Annotated in this window: 23 protein-coding genes; 1 reads left to right on the plus strand and 22 read right to left on the minus strand. The window is 47.8% G+C overall.

Going from position 1 to position 19,229, the window contains the following annotated elements; translation table 11 throughout:
• Position 1: 1 nt before the first annotated feature.
• From RQP50_RS27480 to terS, 19 genes are all read right to left on the minus strand, one after another.
• Positions 2–643, minus strand: coding sequence for a hypothetical protein (locus RQP50_RS27480; RefSeq protein WP_315747336.1), 642 nt, complete (start codon positions 641–643; stop codon positions 2–4).
• A gap of 5 nt (positions 644–648) precedes the next feature.
• On the minus strand, positions 649–4,089 hold the full coding sequence (locus RQP50_RS27485) for a phage tail tape measure protein (protein WP_315747337.1): 3,441 nt from the start codon (positions 4,087–4,089) through the stop codon (positions 649–651).
• A 146-nt stretch (positions 4,090–4,235) separates the two neighbouring features.
• Positions 4,236–4,646, minus strand: coding sequence for a hypothetical protein (locus tag RQP50_RS27490; RefSeq protein WP_315747338.1), 411 nt, complete (start codon positions 4,644–4,646; stop codon positions 4,236–4,238).
• A 60-nt stretch (positions 4,647–4,706) separates the two neighbouring features.
• Entirely contained in the window at positions 4,707–5,150 is a 444-nt protein-coding gene (locus tag RQP50_RS27495) for a phage tail tube protein (protein WP_163974699.1), read from the minus strand.
• Positions 5,150–6,502, minus strand: a complete 1,353-nt coding sequence (locus RQP50_RS27500; protein ID WP_163974701.1) for a phage tail sheath subtilisin-like domain-containing protein — start codon at positions 6,500–6,502, stop codon at positions 5,150–5,152. The genes RQP50_RS27495 and RQP50_RS27500 overlap by 1 nt, the downstream gene beginning before the upstream one ends.
• Positions 6,483–6,746 carry a hypothetical protein gene (locus RQP50_RS27505; RefSeq protein ID WP_315747339.1) on the minus strand — a complete coding sequence of 88 codons (264 nt, stop codon included), beginning with the start codon at positions 6,744–6,746 and terminating at the stop codon, positions 6,483–6,485. Before RQP50_RS27505 ends, RQP50_RS27500 begins: the two co-directional genes overlap by 20 nt.
• Entirely contained in the window at positions 6,743–7,222 is a 480-nt protein-coding gene (locus RQP50_RS27510) for a hypothetical protein (RefSeq protein ID WP_315747340.1), read from the minus strand. The genes RQP50_RS27505 and RQP50_RS27510 overlap by 4 nt, the downstream gene beginning before the upstream one ends.
• On the minus strand, positions 7,219–7,689 hold the full coding sequence (locus RQP50_RS27515; RefSeq protein ID WP_315747341.1) for an HK97 gp10 family phage protein: 471 nt from the start codon (positions 7,687–7,689) through the stop codon (positions 7,219–7,221). The genes RQP50_RS27510 and RQP50_RS27515 overlap by 4 nt, the downstream gene beginning before the upstream one ends.
• The gene (locus RQP50_RS27520) at positions 7,676–8,002 is read right to left on the minus strand and encodes a hypothetical protein (RefSeq protein ID WP_315747342.1); all 327 of its coding nucleotides are present in this window, start codon (positions 8,000–8,002) and stop codon (positions 7,676–7,678) included. The genes RQP50_RS27515 and RQP50_RS27520 overlap by 14 nt, the downstream gene beginning before the upstream one ends.
• The gene (locus RQP50_RS27525) at positions 7,999–8,373 is read right to left on the minus strand and encodes a head-tail connector protein (protein ID WP_315747343.1); all 375 of its coding nucleotides are present in this window, start codon (positions 8,371–8,373) and stop codon (positions 7,999–8,001) included. Before RQP50_RS27525 ends, RQP50_RS27520 begins: the two co-directional genes overlap by 4 nt.
• On the minus strand, positions 8,351–8,701 hold the full coding sequence (locus RQP50_RS27530) for a Rho termination factor N-terminal domain-containing protein (RefSeq protein WP_315747344.1): 351 nt from the start codon (positions 8,699–8,701) through the stop codon (positions 8,351–8,353). Before RQP50_RS27530 ends, RQP50_RS27525 begins: the two co-directional genes overlap by 23 nt.
• A complete protein-coding gene (locus tag RQP50_RS27535) occupies positions 8,701–9,636 on the minus strand; it encodes a major capsid protein (RefSeq protein WP_268594172.1) in 936 nt (311 codons plus the stop codon). Before RQP50_RS27535 ends, RQP50_RS27530 begins: the two co-directional genes overlap by 1 nt.
• Positions 9,637–9,668: 32 nt before the next feature.
• The gene (locus tag RQP50_RS27540) at positions 9,669–10,892 is read right to left on the minus strand and encodes an XkdF-like putative serine protease domain-containing protein (protein WP_315747345.1); all 1,224 of its coding nucleotides are present in this window, start codon (positions 10,890–10,892) and stop codon (positions 9,669–9,671) included.
• A 68-nt stretch (positions 10,893–10,960) separates the two neighbouring features.
• A complete protein-coding gene (locus tag RQP50_RS27545) occupies positions 10,961–11,347 on the minus strand; it encodes a toxin-antitoxin system HicB family antitoxin (protein WP_315747346.1) in 387 nt (128 codons plus the stop codon).
• Between the two features lie 64 nt (positions 11,348–11,411).
• Entirely contained in the window at positions 11,412–11,642 is a 231-nt protein-coding gene (locus RQP50_RS27550; RefSeq protein WP_315747347.1) for a hypothetical protein, read from the minus strand.
• Between the two features lie 412 nt (positions 11,643–12,054).
• Entirely contained in the window at positions 12,055–12,885 is an 831-nt protein-coding gene (locus RQP50_RS27555) for a phage minor head protein (RefSeq protein ID WP_315747348.1), read from the minus strand.
• Positions 12,878–14,356 (minus strand): phage portal protein, encoded by a 1,479-nt coding sequence (locus RQP50_RS27560; protein WP_315747349.1) that lies wholly within the window; start codon positions 14,354–14,356, stop codon positions 12,878–12,880. The genes RQP50_RS27555 and RQP50_RS27560 overlap by 8 nt, the downstream gene beginning before the upstream one ends.
• On the minus strand, positions 14,353–15,702 hold the full coding sequence (locus RQP50_RS27565) for a PBSX family phage terminase large subunit (protein ID WP_315747350.1): 1,350 nt from the start codon (positions 15,700–15,702) through the stop codon (positions 14,353–14,355). Before RQP50_RS27565 ends, RQP50_RS27560 begins: the two co-directional genes overlap by 4 nt.
• Complete coding sequence (gene terS / locus RQP50_RS27570) at positions 15,683–16,567, minus strand: phage terminase small subunit (protein ID WP_315747352.1); 885 nt, start codon at positions 16,565–16,567, stop codon at positions 15,683–15,685. The genes RQP50_RS27565 and terS overlap by 20 nt, the downstream gene beginning before the upstream one ends.
• 100 nt (positions 16,568–16,667) lie before the next feature.
• Here terS and RQP50_RS27575 point away from each other — a divergent pair, with 100 nt between their 5' ends.
• Positions 16,668–17,300: a DUF4145 domain-containing protein gene (locus tag RQP50_RS27575; protein WP_315747353.1), complete on the plus strand. Its 633-nt coding sequence runs from the start codon at positions 16,668–16,670 to the stop codon at positions 17,298–17,300.
• On the opposite strand, the gene RQP50_RS27580 is transcribed toward RQP50_RS27575, so the two are convergent.
• From RQP50_RS27580 to RQP50_RS27590, 3 genes are all read right to left on the minus strand, one after another.
• Entirely contained in the window at positions 17,301–17,516 is a 216-nt protein-coding gene (locus tag RQP50_RS27580; protein WP_315747355.1) for a hypothetical protein, read from the minus strand. It lies immediately after the preceding gene.
• Positions 17,517–17,644: 128 nt separating this feature from the next.
• Positions 17,645–18,673 (minus strand): DNA cytosine methyltransferase, encoded by a 1,029-nt coding sequence (locus tag RQP50_RS27585; protein WP_315747356.1) that lies wholly within the window; start codon positions 18,671–18,673, stop codon positions 17,645–17,647.
• A gap of 2 nt (positions 18,674–18,675) precedes the next feature.
• Positions 18,676–19,209 carry a ParB N-terminal domain-containing protein gene (locus tag RQP50_RS27590; protein WP_315747357.1) on the minus strand — a complete coding sequence of 178 codons (534 nt, stop codon included), beginning with the start codon at positions 19,207–19,209 and terminating at the stop codon, positions 18,676–18,678.
• Between the last annotated feature and the right edge of the window lie 20 nt (positions 19,210–19,229).

Consider the following 19,229-nt stretch of genomic DNA (forward strand, 5'->3'; position numbering starts at 1 on the left):
TCTATTTCCCTCCTTTCACTTGCTGATTTTTATTGTCGATTCGCTCTTTCTGTGCGATATAATCAAAATCGCCCTTAGCATTTGCATCTTTCTTCTCCGTTTTCCCCTTAGCTTTGCCCTTCCCCTTACTGTCCTTCTTATTTTTCTGAGACGTCTTTCCCGTCGTATTAGGACGGCTCTTTGACGCCTTAGTAATGATCGTACCGGGCTTCAGAAGCTGCTTGGAATTGGAATAGGAGACGATTTTAACAGGACGGTACTCAACAAATGAAAGACTCACATGCAGGTTCCCTTGGCCGTCTTTGTACGTGCCTTCCATGCTCTCCAGCAGCATGGTCTGAGAAATTAGGTTCTCAAAATTAAATACAACCGGCTTTCCTTTCCATTGTTCTAGCAGCTTCCACGTTATCTCTGGAGTTTTATATGTGACTGTTTGCTTCTTGTCTTTTTCCCAGATGTTCTCCCACTTACGCGGGAGTATGGCAGAAAAAGAGACCCGCTTCACCTTGGAAACGGGTCTACCTGTGCGTTCTTCTCCGGTTATAACGCTGAATGCATCAACCGTATTCCCCGCCGAGACTGTAATCTCTGCGGGGGTGATAGGAAAGGTCATACGGACTTTCCCCTGCGATAGTGCTAGCATGTGACTTAGCCCCCATTCTCAATTGCTTTGTGCAGTTCCTCTCCCAGCACCTTTCTAATCAAAGCCCGCCCCTCAGAACCGGTCAGCATCTTTGCAATTTCTGCGAAGTTAGTAACTCCTTTAGCCAGCTCACCAAAATCGAAATTAACGGTTTGGATTGTAACTTGTCCTGCAGTAACTTTCCCTGTTCCTTGGCCAATGGACTTAGCGGACGTAATACTGTTCGGCATTGGTTGTGCCATCGGCGGACGCAGTGCCCCCGCGATCATAGTCGCTCGATCACGAATTGGCCTAACATCCAAACCACCAGCAAACATTGAAACGAAGTTACCAGCCCACTGGTCTGATTCGCTTGCTGGCCCTTCCTTCGTTGGAGAATGAAATCCAAGGAAGTTCTTGATCACTCCGGCCGCTTCGCTCACGGCTGAAGTAAGAGAAGGGAACTTGCTCCGAATCCCTGATGTCAACATGGAGATCAAGTTACTTCCCCAGGTGCTTCCTTGACTCACTATCGACTGGATTGAAGACAGATGCTGCTTTGTTTCATCAGCTGCCGTCTTCGCCGATGCGCCTACCCCTGTTAGGCTTTGCTTCGCGTTTGCCGCGCCTTGAACGACCAAATCCGTGCTACTCTTGGCTGTATTGCCGAGATCCTTGGTCTTGGCAGCAGTCTGCTGCGATGCCGTGCCCACTTCATCAATGCCTTGCTTCGTTTTGCCGCCCTTCCACATATTTGAGAAGGTTGTGGAAAGATGATTGCCAAGGCTCTCAAATCCCTGCATCGTGTTTTTCACTTCTGGCTGATCCATCACACCATTAAAAGCTTCTTTCCAACCCTTTTCTTTCAGCGTTGTAGTGAATTGAGAAGCTACTTCCTCAATTCTTTTTTTCGCTTCTGGCGCTATGTTACCGAATGTAATTTCTGCTTTCGGTGGCGGCGGTGGAGGTTCCGGTGGTTTCGATTCCGTAATCCCGATCCAGTCCGTAAAATCTCCAAAAGCACCCGAGATCGAATCAGCAGCACTGCTCGTCCAGGATACAACCGTATCTTTCACGGCGATCGCACTGTCTACGACCTTACGGGTGAACCCACTAGAATCAGCCCAGCTGCCTAGCTTCTCGCCCACATAGTTACCGATGCTGGCACCTACCATCGATCCAACAGGGCCAGCAATTGAGCCCACAGCACCCAAGATTGCACCGCCTGCTATTCCACCCACGGCTGCTCCACCTTGCGTCGATGCAGCTTCCCGCCATCCAACATCTTTGGCTGATTGATACATGTTATAGGCGCCGATTCCAGCGCTGGTGATGCCACCAATAATTCCCGCACCTCTTGCGAGTCCTTTGGTAGATGTAAATAATCCTGAGTCTTTCATACGCCCTAAAAACCCACGTTTCGGTGGTGTTGGATCTGGAATCGGGTCAGGACGTGGCGCACGCCGCACGCGGATTGGTTCATTACTGCGAGAACCATTATCCCCTCCAAACGTTTCCCTCGATCCAGGGAATCTAGATCCGCGGCCGCCGCCTCTTCCCCCACCTCTCCGCCCGCCGCCTCTGCGCCCACTACCTCGGCCATCCACATCGCCAATACCGCCGCCGTTACCACCGAGCGGTCCGTTCACGAACACACGGGATGCCTGAACGGTCATGGAAGAGTATGAACGCACGGAGTCAAAGACATCGGTTGTCGTTCTTGATCCACGTCTATTCTCAAACCTAGTAAGTTGTCTTCCCCTGATGCGATCTGTAGGTGTCGGAACGGGGGGATTCTCTCCCCTTCGTCTCCTCTGCTCTCTCCGTTCTTTGTACGCTTGTTGTCTTTCAATTACTTTATCTTTAACTTCCTTACCTTTATCTACAGTCTTTTTGGCAAAGTCATAGACTTTTTTCGTCGCAAAAACTCCACCAAGAGCTATTAAAACACCATTAATTAGATCAAAATGTTCCCCATAGAACTTAGTTACTCCTGATACAAAACTTGCAATTCCAGAACCAAGACTCTGAATGGAGTCCTTATTTTCTGTCAGCAGCGTATTGAACTCTTTCATAACCGGTATCGCTGCTGTTGATATATTCGAACCAATCTCCTGCATCTGAAGATCCATCTGCCGCCTAGTTTCAATCATGTCTTGCATCGGGTTCGCAGCCAGTTGAGTCTGAACCATTCTATCTGTGGTTCCTGCAATATCGCTAGGTGCTTCTTTAAAAGCTGTTCCGTAGTTTTTGATCATGGATATCCCGTTATCTTCCGCAGTAGCTGAACCTAGCATGACGAGGGATTGCTTCAGGTCATTCGGCGACTGACTGGAGAGGTCACCGAGCAGGGCCATGAGCGCCCCTTTCATCCGCTGCTGATTACCAGAGTTAATATCCCCGGTAAACGCCTCAGCCTGACGCTCTGCTTCCTCTTTACCTGAGCCACGCTGCTCAAAATACTTTGCCATATCACCACTATCCAAGGCTTTAACCCCGAAAACTTCCTTGAAGAAGTCGGCGGGCTTGTCAAAGTTGAAGCTGCCTTCTTCAACACTGCGGACGAGGAAATTCGACATTTGAGCAGATGATGCCCCGGTATTTTTGAAATAACCCGAATACTCCCAAAAGGTATCGTAAAGATCCTGCTGACGGTCACCAACTTTCTGATAAGCATACATCATGCTGTCGGCAACTGACTGATAGCTTTCTTTGAAAGTATCCGCTGATTGAGCTAAAGCTCGGTGAATTTCTTCTGAGCTGGCGTCAGGCGTGATTGTCTGCATTTTTGCAGATTGAGTTACAAAGTCGCTTACTTGAGTCTTGTCTTTCACCAATGGAGCCGCATTGGCCAACTGGCTGGCTCCTTCGGAACGAGACGCAATCAGCCCTTTCTTGTACAGTTCATCCACTGTACCTAAACCCTGAGCACGTTCTGCTGGTGACAGGAGAGCTGCGCTTCGTGCTGCAGCGGCATGATAATCCATCACACCACCGAACATCGCATCATTTACCCCGCTGCCTAAGATAAGTGTGCCAGCAGTAGCAGCAATAGCTCCTATTTTCGACGAGATTCCATCTAGTACTGGACTGACATCATCACGTGCGCGTAGATGGACACGAGCATCACTCATGCCTCTGATTTCGCCTTCTGCACGATTTACAGATGAACGCAAATCGTCGGCACCGCGCCGAGCTCTGCGGAACAGATCATCTACGTGCGTGTTGCCAAGACGACGCGTTTCGTCCCGGACATCGTTTACCCGTCTGCCTAGGTCTTCTGCCGTCTCCCGCGCACGACGACCACCCGATACGAAATCATCGAACATATTCCCGGATATTCTGCGGAAATCCAACAGATCATCTGTTGCTCCCTGAATCATGCTTCGCATGTTCCGCACAGCGCCAGAAATAAGATCCCGTGCCTCGAACGGTACTGTAACCCGTGCTGTAGCTATAAAATCCACCCCCTTCCCGCTCTATTTGCTCTGTTTCTCCCTTTCCTGCTCTGCGATCATGCTGGCCGCAAGGCAGAAATAATATTGTCGTTCCTTGTCTACGTCATAAGGCAAGACTTCCGCCGGCAGCCGCTTCTGATTAATCCAAAAAGACGCTACCCAGCTTGCTTCTCCGTCTTGCCGGATGAGTTTTTTGCTTCTTTCAGCAATGCGTCTTTCGTCTCCTGAAAGTTACGGACAGCTTTGCTTAGAGCTGCATAGTCATCTGGATTCTCCAGCAAGCGCGGCGGCAACTCGAACTTCTCTATACAATTGAATGCTTTGAGCAGCTCTGTGTTGTTCCAATCGAAATCATGTTCCGTCGCCTTTACGATCATGACATCGATCTCGTTGTAAGTTCCTTTTGGGCTTCCGTTGTCATCGTAAGCCAGTTCATATGACCGACGAACATCCATTGTGGTAAGTCGTCGTACAGACCATTCCTCCCCGTCGGCTGGAACATTGATAAAATCACCTTTGTGTACATTTTTACCTTTTTCGAGATATTTCTGCAGTTTGTCGCTCATTGTTTAGCCCTCCTAATGATTAGTTTTAGTTACGAAAAAAGAGGACGGTAACCCGCCCTCCTATGCCATATACTCTGGGAACTTTTCGACGAAATCGAAATCTGTAGCTGTCCCCGACAACGTAATATCAATTCCCTTATTCTCATCAATCTTCGCTATCAAAATGTCCATGTCATCATGGATATGAATGCCCGTAATCAGTACCCGCTCCGTGTTCCCAGTCTGCATATCTTCGATGGAGCCGGTGATGCGATCAAGAAACATTGTTTTTCCTGCCTTGAATTGTTCCAACAGACGGTATCGAAGACGAGATTCAAGTTTCGACATGACCAGCTTCACCGGGATTTCGTACCCGACGATTTGCTTTGTTTTTGACATTCGTCGAGCTCGCACGATGTCCAAAGTCTCCGGTTTGAGGGTAACCTCAATTTCCTTTATTGTTTGAATTGGATCTCCTTTATCATCCTGGACGGACAAATTCCGTCCAATTAGTTCTCGTTCCACTATGCCACCTCCCAGTCAATGTAGAACGCTTCAATCGCGTCCAATGGCTTCGCTAGCAACGTGAAGAAGGCATAATCGAATTCGCTCTTCTTAGTCGGATGCTCTTCAAATACAAAGCCCTCTGCAATTGCCTTTTGTTGTGCTCGGATTTTAAGGTATTCGATAACCTCCGCAATAAATAATGCGCGGCCTTCCTTATCGTTGTTCAGCTTCGCCTTATTCCGTTTACCAGCGGCGTAAATGTCGTTCAAGATCTGGTCGATCGTCATAGAGACTCGGATCTTCCCGAAATCCTCACGCTCCCCTGGAGAAAGAGTTGATAGAGTATTGACTGCTGACTCAATGATGTAGTCATAACCATCACGCGTCGCCATCAAAGTTCCTTCCGATAACCCCTTCAGGACTTCCGAATGACTCCAATCCACCTTTGCTAATGTCATTGGAACTTTAGTTCCTGTGAATGATTGGTTCGCTGGCGTGCCGGCTACCAGTCCGGCCACCCAAGCAGCCCATTCAACGGAGCTGTATGTCTTGCCATTGATATGCTGACCAGACAACGAACAGTTGATGATGTACCGCGCATTCATGGCGCGGCTTCGTTCGTTGTGCGCCTCGATGTCATCATCCTTCGCCGGGTCGCCAGCAACCACCAACTGTGCCAACTTTCGCGCCTTCGTTCTGCGATCAAGTAGCCATTGTTTCGCAGCTGCCTGTACAGCAGGATCAGTTGCAGGCAAATAGAATACATCAAAGGTCAGACCGTCGACGCGATTGAAAATGCGGCTCCAATCCGCCGGGGTAATCGGCGCTGTTCCTGTCTTCCCGCCAGTCATTTTGGTGAATACCACGTCAGCCATATCCACTGCACCGATGTCTTTGAAGCGCACCATAGCGGATTTCTTCAGCTTCGTAACTGCCTCGGCTTTGTCCGCTACAATATACGTTTCAGTGTCATACACGCCTTTAGTGTCGCGGATCACGATCTCCTTTTTCGACGGGTCGGCAAGCGCCGAGCGAATCATATATTCGAAATCGTTACCGCGTGATCCCGCATAGCGTGCTTCTATCGTATAGCTGTCCGCTACCGTGACGTTGGCTGCTTTTTCATCGCCATTAGTTACCCTGTAACCAATCACGGTAGCGCCCTTTTCAGCAGCAAGCTCCACTACATCTACTAGTTTGCCTGTCTCAAGGAGTCGTTCCGAATCGTCGGCCATATCTACGGCTTGATTCGGCTGCCCCCACTCGGCCTGATACGGCACCAGAACGCGCCCCGTATTTGGAATTACTCGTGCTTTTGCCAATGCGTGCAACTCCACATATGCGCCCGGTCTATTCCGTTGAATCGACATTCACTGTTTCCTCCTTCGTTCGTTTTGGTTTTCTTTCTGTAGGCGCTGGTTCTGGCGCCATAACAGAAGCAGCTAGAGCAGGACGTAAGTAAGCATCCAGTTTCCTAGCCACTTCCTCCTGTGTCAGCAGAGCGTCATCCGAACAATCAAAAAGGGCGCCTGCCACCTCGAAGCGTTCGTGCTTCAAGGCGGCTGCGCCCTCAATCCATTCACACTTATTTCGTTTGTTATATTCCGCCGTCATGCATTGATCTCCTTTCCTTCATGCTCAATGTAAAAGTGGTTAATCTTCTCACCCGTTTCCGAAACTCGATCCACATGCAACAGATACGAATATCTGCAGGTGACTTCCACCTGATCGGCTTTCGGCCTAAGCTGCGGCGGCTCCATCACCAAAATGATTCCAAACCGATCCGATGCCACACAGAAGCGCTTCTGGCGAAGGTAGGTGAATAAGGGAGTCAGGTCAAAGGGGATTGGTTCCCCTTCGTCTTCTTCGGTCAATCGTTCCTTATCGAAGTGGAAGACGAGCCCCACGTCCTCGATAATGCGGTCAGCCTGCGGCGTGTGAACCCGATCCGAAACAAGATCCGTCTCGATAAATACGGAAGGCCGCTCGAAATCGCCGGCCAACCACCGCGACCGATCCCGTAGGATAGTGAGATCCGGATACACCCGCCGTACAATTTCTGCCCACGCCTTCAATCCTGCATCTATCATGCAAACAGCCTCCCCAATTCAATCTCCAGCCGTTTCATGATCAACTGGTTCATGCCACCCTCCAGCTCCTTCACCGCGATATCAAAATAGTGGCGCCCGATGAATGTCCGGGGCGTGGCTTGAAAACCTATCTTTTTTTTAGATTCAATCGTGTATCCTTCGTTAATTAAGCGCGGATAACCCCATTTGTTTGGATCATTAGGGTCAGTTCCCAAGTTGGAACCAACTTCCAACGTGATGGCATTCCGATCCACATCCCATTCCCATACATTTTCCTTGTCCCCACGTGCAAATGAATTCCGCATAGTCCCAGTATCGATAAGATCCTGCCGAGTGATTTCCTCAATGATATTATTTAGCAGGGTTTCCCCGACCACTTCAGCAATGTTCCTTAGAACCCTGTTTATCCCTTCTTCATTCAACTGCTTGAACTTCGTGGTTAATCCGTCGAAATCATGCACGTTCACTGCCCTTCACCTCACATGTCACAAGAATTTCCCGCCAGTAACGGCGGGGAATTGAATCTATGACGAGATAGCGACGACCGTGCAGCAGTACCTCATCGCTGTACCGAACGTCTGCTTTTTTCGGGATGCCGACCGTCTTCTTGATGATGTATACGACAGGTTTGCTGTCCATCTTTTCAGATGTCTCGTTTTTGATGACAAAGCATTTGAGATCCAATACCTTCCCTGATTTACGGTCATTGAACAAATCATCATCATCCCTCTTGCTGCCCACACGGTATACAGCAAGAGGTGTATTAAATCGATGATTCATAACACATATGCCTTCACACTGCCATTTTGACGCTTTGCTATCCACTGAGAGAGAATGACATCTACGTCCAAGTTCCCCGTGGTTTTGCCTGCAATCGCTTGCCGGGTGTATGTCCAAGCCCCATCGCTTTCCGATGCATAGTTTCGAGCAACTGAAGCAAGGTATTCCTCGCTATCTTGAAGAGCCAATGATTCGGCCAGTTTCGTCCAGGCAAGCATTATCTGCTTGTCCGGAACCTCTGGGAAAGGGACTGGAAGGAACAACTCGATTCGCGTCTCGGCATCATCAATGTACTGCTGCAGCAGCGTATCAGCAGCATCTTGAATGGCTGAAACTCGACTCCTTGTTTTAAGAAGTTGGGGCGTCAGCATAAAAATCCGCCTTAGATTGAGCTTCCAATGCTTCGATCAGTTCCTGCTTATTCATCGTCGAGTACCCTTTGATGCTTGCTGCCTTGGCTTGTTCCTTCAAAGCCGTTAGGGTCAATTCTGCCTCTTCTTCATAACCAAATGATTGAGCTTCTACGGGTGTAGAGACTTCCGATGCAACTTCTGCAACTTCCTCCACAGTAAAATCATCGTGACGATTAAACTGGTTAATCAGCTCAAGATCAACAACTAATTGTGGTTTCCCTGGTTCAAAACGAATTCCGTATAAGTTCAGGGAGGAGTTCTCCCCCCGATAAGTGATGTGAACCATCAGAACTTCACCCCTTCAGCCATTGCAACAGCTCCCGGCTCTTCGAAGATAGAATCATAGTCCGAATGGATAGCATAGAAGCGCTTGTCCGCATAAATTGCCTCCCGCCCCTCTGTCGTCTTACGAATTTGCATGTCATATGTGTTGACCAAGGCAAAATTATCATGATAAGTGAATAACACAGCACCTTCAGGCATATGTGCCACTTCTTCTACGTCATAAGCGTTGATTTTTTTCACACCGCCTGTGATTTGCAATTGAATGGAAGCACTGGTGTCCTTCTCAGCCAGCTTCTGCAAACGTTCGCTGAATGTGTTCGGGTGCATGAAATATTTGAATACACCACTGGCACGCAGCCGTGTAGGAATGGATCTTTCTAACTCAAAAAAGATCCCTGTTTTCTTTTCAGCAGGAAGTGTTGACCAGTCGACGAAATTGCCCTTTGTTTTCGCCTTCTTTAACCATCCATCATTGATATGAAGGAATTCATAATCTGGGTCGGTACTTGGTGTGGCCGTATCCCCATTGAATCCTAAATCCTGCAGATTATCAGCGAAATTTTTTGTCATAGCTGTCAAGATGATATCCTCAGCATTTTGGCCCCGAACACGCTGTGTCTGCCGGATGAATTCTTCCGTGATCTCAAATGGCAAAGTCACGGGCACAACTGCATACGGAACTTGTGGTAAAGATAAAGTAGCTATATTCTTAGCCAAAGCATTTTCAACTTTGCCGCGCAGGTTACGCCCTGTCACGCCAATCTTATCGATTGTGCCCTTCGCACTCGTGCGGGTAACTTTACGAATACCTTTGAGGAATGCTGTGGATTCGTACGCCATCTCCAAAAATTTATCTACTTGTTCGTAGTTGAGGGCAGTTTGATCCATTGATGTAACGATGGTGGATTTTTGAATAATTTGTCCATTGGTTCTCATATTTTCATAATCTCCCTTCAAATTTTGACTGATTAGAGTAAGCCGCCGAAGCTAACGCCACCGGCCGACTTTTGGATATCTTCATCAGATGCGCCACCCTGAGCTGATCCACCGCGGCTGTTCTTCACAATTTGCACATCTTGAGCCAGCGTGTTCATCTGATCAGTCAACGGTGCAAGAGCTTTTGCAATAACGTCTGCCAAAGCATCAGACTGTGTTTCATTTCCACCCTCTGTGCTGGTTGCAGGAACGGCTCCTTCGCCTTCCTGCTTCTTCAGTTCCGTCACATCAGCGGCCAAACCTTCAACCTGCTTAACGATCGGCTGGATGGCAGCCTGTACAGCTTTTGCAATATCTTCTGCTTTCACTTCGTCTTCCTCCTCGTGCTCCTCGATAGGAGCCGTTTTATTTTTTAGTTCTGTTAGCGCAGCAATAGCATCATCAAGATGTTTCATATTGCCCTCTGAAATCTTCTTTCCTGCCTTCGCGATCTGCTCCGGCGGCTGGCCAATGGCCTTGATAATGTCATCCTGAATCAGTACGTCCTGTGCGATCTCAACGAAATCCTGTAAGGCCTCGCGGATTACTTCGGCATCTGTCTCCATGCCGCTTTCCCATGCATCCCAACGAAAAAGAACCGAGTTCAAGGCATCTTGTGCAGCCCAGAATTCTCGGTTCTTTCGGTTCGCGTTATATTTGTTGGCTACAGCTCCTTTTTCAATCAAGCCGAGCGCTTTGGCTATTCGTTTCAAGAGTCCCTTTGATACCTCCTCTTCTTCGACTTCCACGCGCTTCCCAGCGCCAAACATCGAAAAACCGGTAATCTCTCCTTTTTCGATCTGCTCCCAAGTGTCATCATCCAACACCTTCACGCCAGCTACCCAAGAGCCCTTCTTAATTTCTTGGTCTCCTAGCTGCATGTCTACGGGAGCGATATAGGATTCGACCACATATCCCTTGTCAGCATCAAGGTCGTGCTGCTTATCAATGTTGTATGTGTTTTGACGCTCCATAAAGCCGTGTGCTGCTTTCTCTATTTCGTCGGCGGTCATCGTGTCCTCGTGAGCATCTTCTACATCTGGCTCATACACCACACCGTAAACAATCTGTCGAGCCTTATCTGCCTTTGTAATTCGAATGTCCTTATGCAGCGGCTCCTTCCCTTCCTCCTTGATAATGGCGAATGGGCGGCCATTTGCTCCCTTGTCGACCAATGAAATGTGAGTTATCTTTGCCTCACTCAATTTAAACGCCATTTTTAAGTTCACCTCCTTAACATGGTCAATAAAAAAGGCTCTGCGCCGTTTGGCGAGAGCCTAATTAATTAGTTTAGTGCTGCAGCTTCTTCGTTTGATCCTGATCCTGCCGCTTTTGCGAGAATGTAAACCATTAGCTGATTGAGTGAAACTTCTTCACGCGCGGCCATCTGTTGAAGCTCGGCATGTAACGACTTAGGGAGCCGCAACGGGAACTTTCCAGAGGGAAGCCCAGTTGGTTCGGGTATAGAAGCGCCCATCTCCAACTTTACTTCTAAATAGTCACGCATAACCTGCTGCAGCTCCACAATAGCTTCCTCTGCTGTGTTACCGTCAGTGTGACACCCTGGAAGCTCTTCGATCTTCGCGAAGAAATACGCACCATCCTCATCCTCTACGCGGTTTACACGCTGCGTATAAGGAAGACTCATGTAATAATCGATGTCCTTTTCCATGTGATCACTTCCTTTTCAATATATATTACTCTTGCTATATGATGGAGAGAGACAGGAAGGGGAACTATTCCCCAACCAGTCTATCCAGAATTTCTGTTATGTACGATATTTTCAACGGGCTTTTGTCTTTAAGAACAAACACGTCACCGTCTTTATTACCGTACACCCTATGAGATGTTGCTGACTTGCGTTTAAGCTCGTAACCGTAATGGTTTAGAACTTTCACCGCTTCGTCGTAGCTGATCCCGCGGGGCTGGCGCCTCATCTTCTCTATAATCTTTTCTACTGACGCCACTTTATCGCCTCCCCTCACTTATTATAATATCATATATGATATCACTATTCAACAAAAATGATATTACATACGATATCAAATTATTATGTAATGGGAAAGAAGTAGCCTGTGTTCTAGCAAACTCTTGTGTTATAATTTGCCTGTACAACTGAACTTGGGTGGGAAAGTATCGCCTCCAGAATCGAGGTGATGCTTATGACATTTTCGTTTTCGGAAGTGATGATGCTCGGGATGTTTATCCTCGCGTTGCTCACATACCTGAATAAACGAAAATAACCCGCCCAGGTTAGCGCCAAGGGAACGGGTTATTCTCTGTTCTTTTTTGGAGGTTTCCCACCCAAGTGTTGTACGGGGAGCTGGAGGCAACCAGCTCCTTTTTCTATTTATATCTTATCACGCAGCATATCATACATCAATCCATTACAGATTGCATGGTGCAGCGACAATTGACGATTTCTTTTGCTTTCCCAGACGGATCTCCGGGATACATCAACCAACTATCCCCAACCTTGAACTTCTTGTCCAATGGCTGTACATCGCCATTTACCTTGCGATGGCTCTTACGTGTACGACTGCCCCCAGACGATCTCCATCTCTTTCCCGTGACAACCTCCGATTGCTTCCAACCTTCCAGCTTCCCACCATTTGCGGCCGCTGTGCTCATTGTGCGAGCTACGCGAACAGCCCTCGTCATCGAAAATGGTCCTTCTTCACCTTTGCTAGCTTGGGCGGTGACCTCCTGCACCAGCAATGCCCGCTCCGCTGGCGTCTTCCCTTCCTTAATCGCCTTTTGAAACGAACGCAGCATAATTTCGGTCGAAGTGGCATTCATATCCGGAACAAGCTTCTGTAGCTTGCGGGCAAATCGCCCGGCGGCCTTGCTTTGTACTGTCCATGTTTTATCTGGATTGAGTACCGTCAATTCGGTCTCTCCAGCTAACTCGAACAGTGGCATGAACGCATCATATACAGCTTGCTCAAATTGGGTCGTAAAGAGTTCACCCGTCTGGAGCGTAACGATGACCTTCCTCAGCCCGTCTATGTCAATCAACGCATCCTCGGTCAGTTCTTGGATAGCTTCGTGCAGCGCCTGCCCCTGCAGCTCCAGTATCTCGATAATCTGTTCTTCGCCCTGATTGTATAGTTCCTCAAGCACCGCACGTTCCGCGTTGGTCAAATCTAAGCTGTCTAAAAATTCGGTATCGTCTGCTTTTGCGATTCGCTCCCAGCAAGCCTCACACATGTACCTTCGCCTCCGCTGTACCTTGACGGAGCAGCCGCTTCGCTACTGTCACAACATTCTCTTGAATGTTGTCAGTATCCGAATTGAATTGAAAGGATGACGGCTGGCTGCTGGCCAACTGAGCAATAGGCGTGTCCAGATAATCATCGGTATATTTTGTTTCGTCGATTGTTGTGTTAAGGACTTTTTCGGCGATTGGTATCAAATGACGTACTAACATGATGCCTCTGTCAGCCAAGTAGTCCAACAGGCGAGTGCGTTCTTCTGGATCAGTTATTTCTGGCCCATTAAGGTACGCCTTCACTCTGAGGATGTCATAAGCAGGGAATAGACGATAATTAAAGATCTCATCCATGAGCCATTTGCGGTATGGGATAAATACCTGTTCCTCCGTGATACGCCGTGCAGTATTTGACGTCGCGAGATTGTAGTCATCGGAACGTCCAACATAGATCGGCGGCAGCCTAAAAGCAGACAGAAGATCCCCGCGCTTATCCTTTCCATAATCGAGAAATAGCGCATCGCTCTGCAGCAGGTCGTTGAGCTTGTCTAGCTTGATTTCCGTCTTTTCTTTTTCCTCGCTAACACCTATCCCCTTCTCGTAACCGATAGCTTCCAGAACAAGAATTCCGCCTTGCGAGGAACTGCCTTTCGCTTTTTTCAAGGCTTCGATTGAATCCTGTGTCAGTTCCCCGTTGATTACGGTTAATAGCATGGCCAGCATACGACCATTGTCGAAGTATTCAACGTTCAGCTCCTCAGATTTGCGTGCACCGATAACCCCAGGCGCGTTTCCAATCCAAAGCGGTTCGCCGTATGGCCCATTCTGACCAACACGGAGATGAATGATCTCATTTGCTGCTTCAGGAAATTCGTCCTCCGGCACACCAAACTCTCGATACCAAACAATATTGGTGCCTATCTTCTGAGCATAGCGGCGCACCCAGCGGCGCTGTCTGTACGTCTTAACTTTGTCCTTATATAGTCGCTTATACTCAAGCTGTACCGACTTTTCAAACTTTGTGCATCGCATGTTTTCAGGAGCAATTCGGAACAAGCCGGGAAGTTCCCCTTCTCGTGAAACCTCAATGTATGCATTGCCACACTCATTAAGGTCATCGACGATTTCTGCCAGAAATGATTCCAATGGTTTGTCCAAGACAGCAGTATCAAGTAGTTCATTAGCTCGATCCCATTCGTCTGCTGCTGTAGTGTCCTTCTCACCGGGCTTGTAATCCGTTCCCCTGCCGTACCCAGTCACATTCTGTCGATACGCTTGAATGCATGTTGGGATGACGTTTGAATTCTTACATAATTGGCGTAGGATTTTAGGATCTTGCCCCTCTGGATATGGTAACAGGCCATGTGCATCGTATGTCCCTTCGAATGAATCAATTGCCTGTGTGCTTTCCCCCGCAGTTGTTACGCCGCTACCCTCGCCTTTTTCAAACGAGACCCAGCCAACCTTCATATGACAGTTCCTCCTTTCCCGCCATGCAATCTCTGATTTCTGACGCTGGCTTTTCGTAGAGCATGCCACATGTTAAAGAGCGCATACCGCAGCGCATCCAGCGCATGGTCGTTCTCTTTTATGACGGCATCCTCTCCGCGTTCTTGGGCTTTTGGATCCCAAGCGTATGACGAAAACTCCCGAATCAAATTGACGCAGGAGTGATGTATTCTAAGTTGTCCGGAATAACCGGACAGAAGATTTTGAACAAGCTGAATTCCCTCGTTCACCGTATTATCAGCGGCCTTAATATTCGTGAACCCTTTTACTCGTAGTTCTCTAATTAAAGCAACTGCACTTGGGTCAAGGTATATAACTTCTGGACGATCGTCTCCAAGGAATTTTATGAAATCCTCAACATACTGACCGAGTGTCTTCTGCTGCACTTGTACCTCTGAATCACTGCCTTTTTTCTTACCGCTGGCATGATAATATTCTCGGAGTACATAGAAGTCCTTCCCTTTTTGACCGAGAAGCAGGAATGCAGTCGGGTTACTCATACCGAAGTCGCCCCCGACGAACAATCTATCAAACCTATCAGGCAGCTTTTCATCGCTTAATATATGAATATCTGAATCGAACATCTCATAAACGATACCCTCAGCAAGAACCCACAATCCGAGAATAAACCGCTTGTAGAAGACACCGGAGAAAAGCCGACGATAACCTTCTTTCACCTTCTCGGACAAAGATAGGTTGTCATCCATCGTGAAATGAAGATGCAACGCACGCTTTTTCTTTAACTGATCCAACCACTCTACCTTGAACCAGTGGAATGGCCCGGCAGGGTTACAGTTGAACCAGTATTTTCGACCTTCAACAGAACAACGAGCAACGGCCTGATCTACGAAAGAGCGTGGCATAAGCGCCACTTCGTCAAAAAACATACCCGCTAATGTGATTCCTTGAATTAGGTCTTGGGATCTTTCATCTTTCCCGCCGAACAGGAAAAAGTAGTTTGCCACCAGCCCACGGCTGATTGTCATCACGTTGTCCGTTTGATTGTCGTGCACCTGGTAGCCCCGACTTTTTAGCATTCGCTTTAGAGGGCCAACTACATTTCGGCGTAATGCACCAATTGTCTTGCCCGCCATGCCAAACTGTTCGCCGTTGAAAGTCTCCATTGCCCACGTAATGTAGCTAAACGACATAGATACTGTTTTTCCAGCACGAACCGACCCATCACAAATTATTGCATCCAGATCATGATGCGGAGCTTCTGGCATCCACCATGTAAGGACTTGAATTTGCTTAGCGGAGAAAGGCTTCCACTTGAACGGCGGCGGCTTAAGTTTCAATCTCGCCATCCGCCCACACCTCCGCTATTTTCCCTTTCAATGCCTCAATGAATCCATCGTCCTCTACCTGATCAGCATCGCCACCACGAAGCATCTGCAGCTCAAACTTCAGCTTTTCAACTCGAACCCTTCGTTCCTCATCAATAAGCTTATTCTTTAACTCGATCGCCTTAATTTTTTGTCCCTGCACCCGCGTGAGTGCCTCTTCAAGCTTGATAATGTCGTCGATCGCTCGAAATTCTGTTTCCTCGATCTCAGTTTCGACCATCTCTGTACGGGAAATGGGCACCGACTTTGTCAGACCTGTTTTTTCATCATGGACGGTCATCACATCCTTGATTGTCTTCAGTTCGCTTAAAACCCGCCGCTGCTTTTCTGTCAGACCGTCCATGAGTAGCCCAATCCGTTTGAGCATGCGACGCTCTCGAATTGTCAGAAGCAGAATAGATTCATTAGCCTGCTGAATCGGGTCAGTGTCAACCTGATCGATCAACACCAGCTCGTCCTCATCGAGTGCATCCATCCAGATCGTTTCATACTCGCCAGTCGTGACTGCCTTCTTGTTGCCATATGGCCCACCGTTTCCACCACGGTTTCCCTTGGCATTTTGATTACCCTTAGGAGCGCCGCCGCTGTTACCCACAGCGTTCTTGTTACCCTTGGGCGCTCCCCTTCGTTTGGTAACGTTACTATTTGATTCATTAGTAACGTTACTATTCAGAGCATCCGCCCAACGGTCTACACTCTTCCATTTTCGTATCTGCGTCTCACCGAGTCCAAGAGCTGCAGCAATATCCTTCAGCTTCATATTGCCGCCGCTGTCCAGCCACATCTTCATGGCTTCGTCACGCTGCGGACTTCGCTCTCTAGCCACTACATATCACCACCTCCGTGAGAGATTCTTAGAAGGATTCTTATAGGATAATGCCGAATAACTTGTTGATCTATACTAACAATAGAAAGAGGTTTTTTATGTGACACATGAATATTTCCCACCCTTTCATCGAGCAAAATCATTTCATTGTCCTTATTGCAATGTAAAGACTTCTCAAGATTGGTATAGTGCAATGATTTATATATCAGACATAAGTTTCGATTCTGGTATTGATGTTTGCATATGTGACCATTGCAGTAATAGATCATTCTGGTATGGAGATAAAATGATCATCCCATTGGCTACTAACGCACCGATGCCTCATAGTGACATGCCTGAATCATTAATTGACGATTTTAATGAAGCTAGAAATATTGTTAATCAATCTCCAAGAGGAGCTGCTGCCTTACTCAGGCTTTGCCTTCAAAAACTCATGGTTGAACTAGGTGAGTCAGGAAAAGACATCAATAAAGATATAGGCTCGCTAGTGAGTAAAGGTTTGCCTGATGAAATTCAGCAAGCCTTAGACATAGTACGCGTTATAGGAAATGAGTCAGTTCATCCAGGTGAGCTGGACCTCCGAGACGATCAAGAGACAGCGCTACAATTATTTGAATTAATTAACTTCATCATCGAAGAAAGAATATCCCGAAAGAAGAGAATAAACGTTTTGTTTCAAAAGCTGCCTGAAGGTAAACGACAAGGTATTGAGGCCAGAGATAAGACGAGCTGATCAGAGCTCGTCTTTTTGCAACTCGATATCTATTTCAATTAGCTTCTTCAGGTCATCCACCGTCTTGATCTCAATGCGACCATCTTGGAAGTCCTTAACCCAGCGAGCAATACCCGCTTTAACAATCTTGCGGTACTGTTCCTTGCTTTCCAGAATCCCTTCCATGACGGCCAGCTCATGCTGCATCAATACATCGTGTTCATATTCTGTTCCCATTGTGTTCCCCTCAATTTTCCGTTAAAATTGGTGGCGAGATAGTGGCTTTCGATTCCGTGGCCACGGGTTTCCACTATCTCAGTCGGGGGAACCTGACTGGGTAAGGGGGCGTTGACGCGCCCTCTTTTTTATTTACTAAACCATTGCTTGTGAATCTCTGAAGCAATACCCTTCATCATTAACGGTGGGACACTCATACCGCAGACATACTGGACATCTGCATCCATGAAATCGTAGTCCCGTGGGAATGTTTGAATCCGAATAACGTCCGAATCGCTAACCTGTTGAGGTACGTCTGTCCGAACAAACACAGAAGAGCTCGCAATAGTATTCGGTACCTTTTGATTCTTGACCAGTATTGTATTGAAATTACTGTTTTTACCCTCTTCCCTCTCTGTCACATCGCCCATATTAAGATCCCGCGGTCGTCGCTTCTGCCACCGTTGGAACGTCCTAGTGCTAGGGTTTAAAGGCGCCCCTTCCCCGTCACGAATGTCCCTATACAGAACTGGCGGCTCATTGAATTCGAGCTGCAACCGTGGGAAAGGTATATCATTCCGCGAAGCAATAAAGAAGATCCGCTCCCTTTTCTGCGGTACGCCCATCGTAGCCGAATTCAGAAGGAACAACTGTGGTCGGTAACCAAGTTCTCGGAACCGTGACAGAACCATGCTGACATAGCCTCGTGCCTTTCCTATGATCATCCCTTTGACGTTCTCAGCAACAATGACTTTAGGTCGAAGCTTCTCCGCTACATCTAGGAAGTCAAAGAACAGATCATCCAGCCGCTGAACAGCTTGCCCCTCCCGAAACGCAAACTCACCGCCCCATTTCTTTTCTCTGGCACCTGCAGTAGAAAATACGCTGCATGGTGGCGAGCCATCCAAGATGTCCAAATTAAACAGTTCAGGTGGCAGCTCATCATTGGGCAGTGCCTTGAAATCCTGAATTGGCATCATAAAGGGATGCTTAGGATTATGATTGCGCCGATAAATCCGCATCATCTGGGGATCAATCTCCACATTCCCCAGCACCGTGTATCCTGCAAGCTTGTATCCCATAGTTGAGCCGCCACCGCAAGAGAAGCAGCTGAACACCGTTCTCCCGTGCTTATTTACGGCATCAATATCTTTCAAACTCCAATCCCATGCTGGCATATCTACTCACCCTCAGAATCAAAAACGAATCCACAGCGCGGGCATTTACACCCGAATTGGGATTCGTCGAATTCACTCGTATCCAGTTCTCTATTCTCAAAATCGCCGAGCTGATCCTCTGACGGCTCCGTGAATTCTTCAATAAGGCTTTCTATTTCATCGGCATCAAAGCCCGTAAGTCCAAGGTCTGCTGCTTCTGCTTGGAGCTCTTCAAGAAGGCGTGACAATGCTTCATCATCCCATCGACCTTCTACCTTGTTTAAGGTGATGTTTAAGAGCCGTTCCTGTGTTTCATCTAGGTCAACGACCGAAACCTCAACCTCCGTACGCCCTAACTCGTTGACGAGGATCTTGTAACGCTGATGACCGCCGACCATGTTTCCAGTACGTTCATTCCAAACGATAGGGTCAATGTAACCGAACTCCTCAATACTTCGACGCAGCTTCTCGTATTCTGGATCACCTGGCTGCAGGTCAACGCGAGGGTTGTAGGATGCTGCGTTGATGCGGTCTATCGGAATTATTTGAATGTTCATACTTTCTTCCTCCAAAAGAA

This window comes from Paenibacillus suaedae (genome assembly GCF_032337355.1).
GTDB lineage: Bacteria > Bacillota > Bacilli > Paenibacillales > Paenibacillaceae > Paenibacillus_B > Paenibacillus_B suaedae.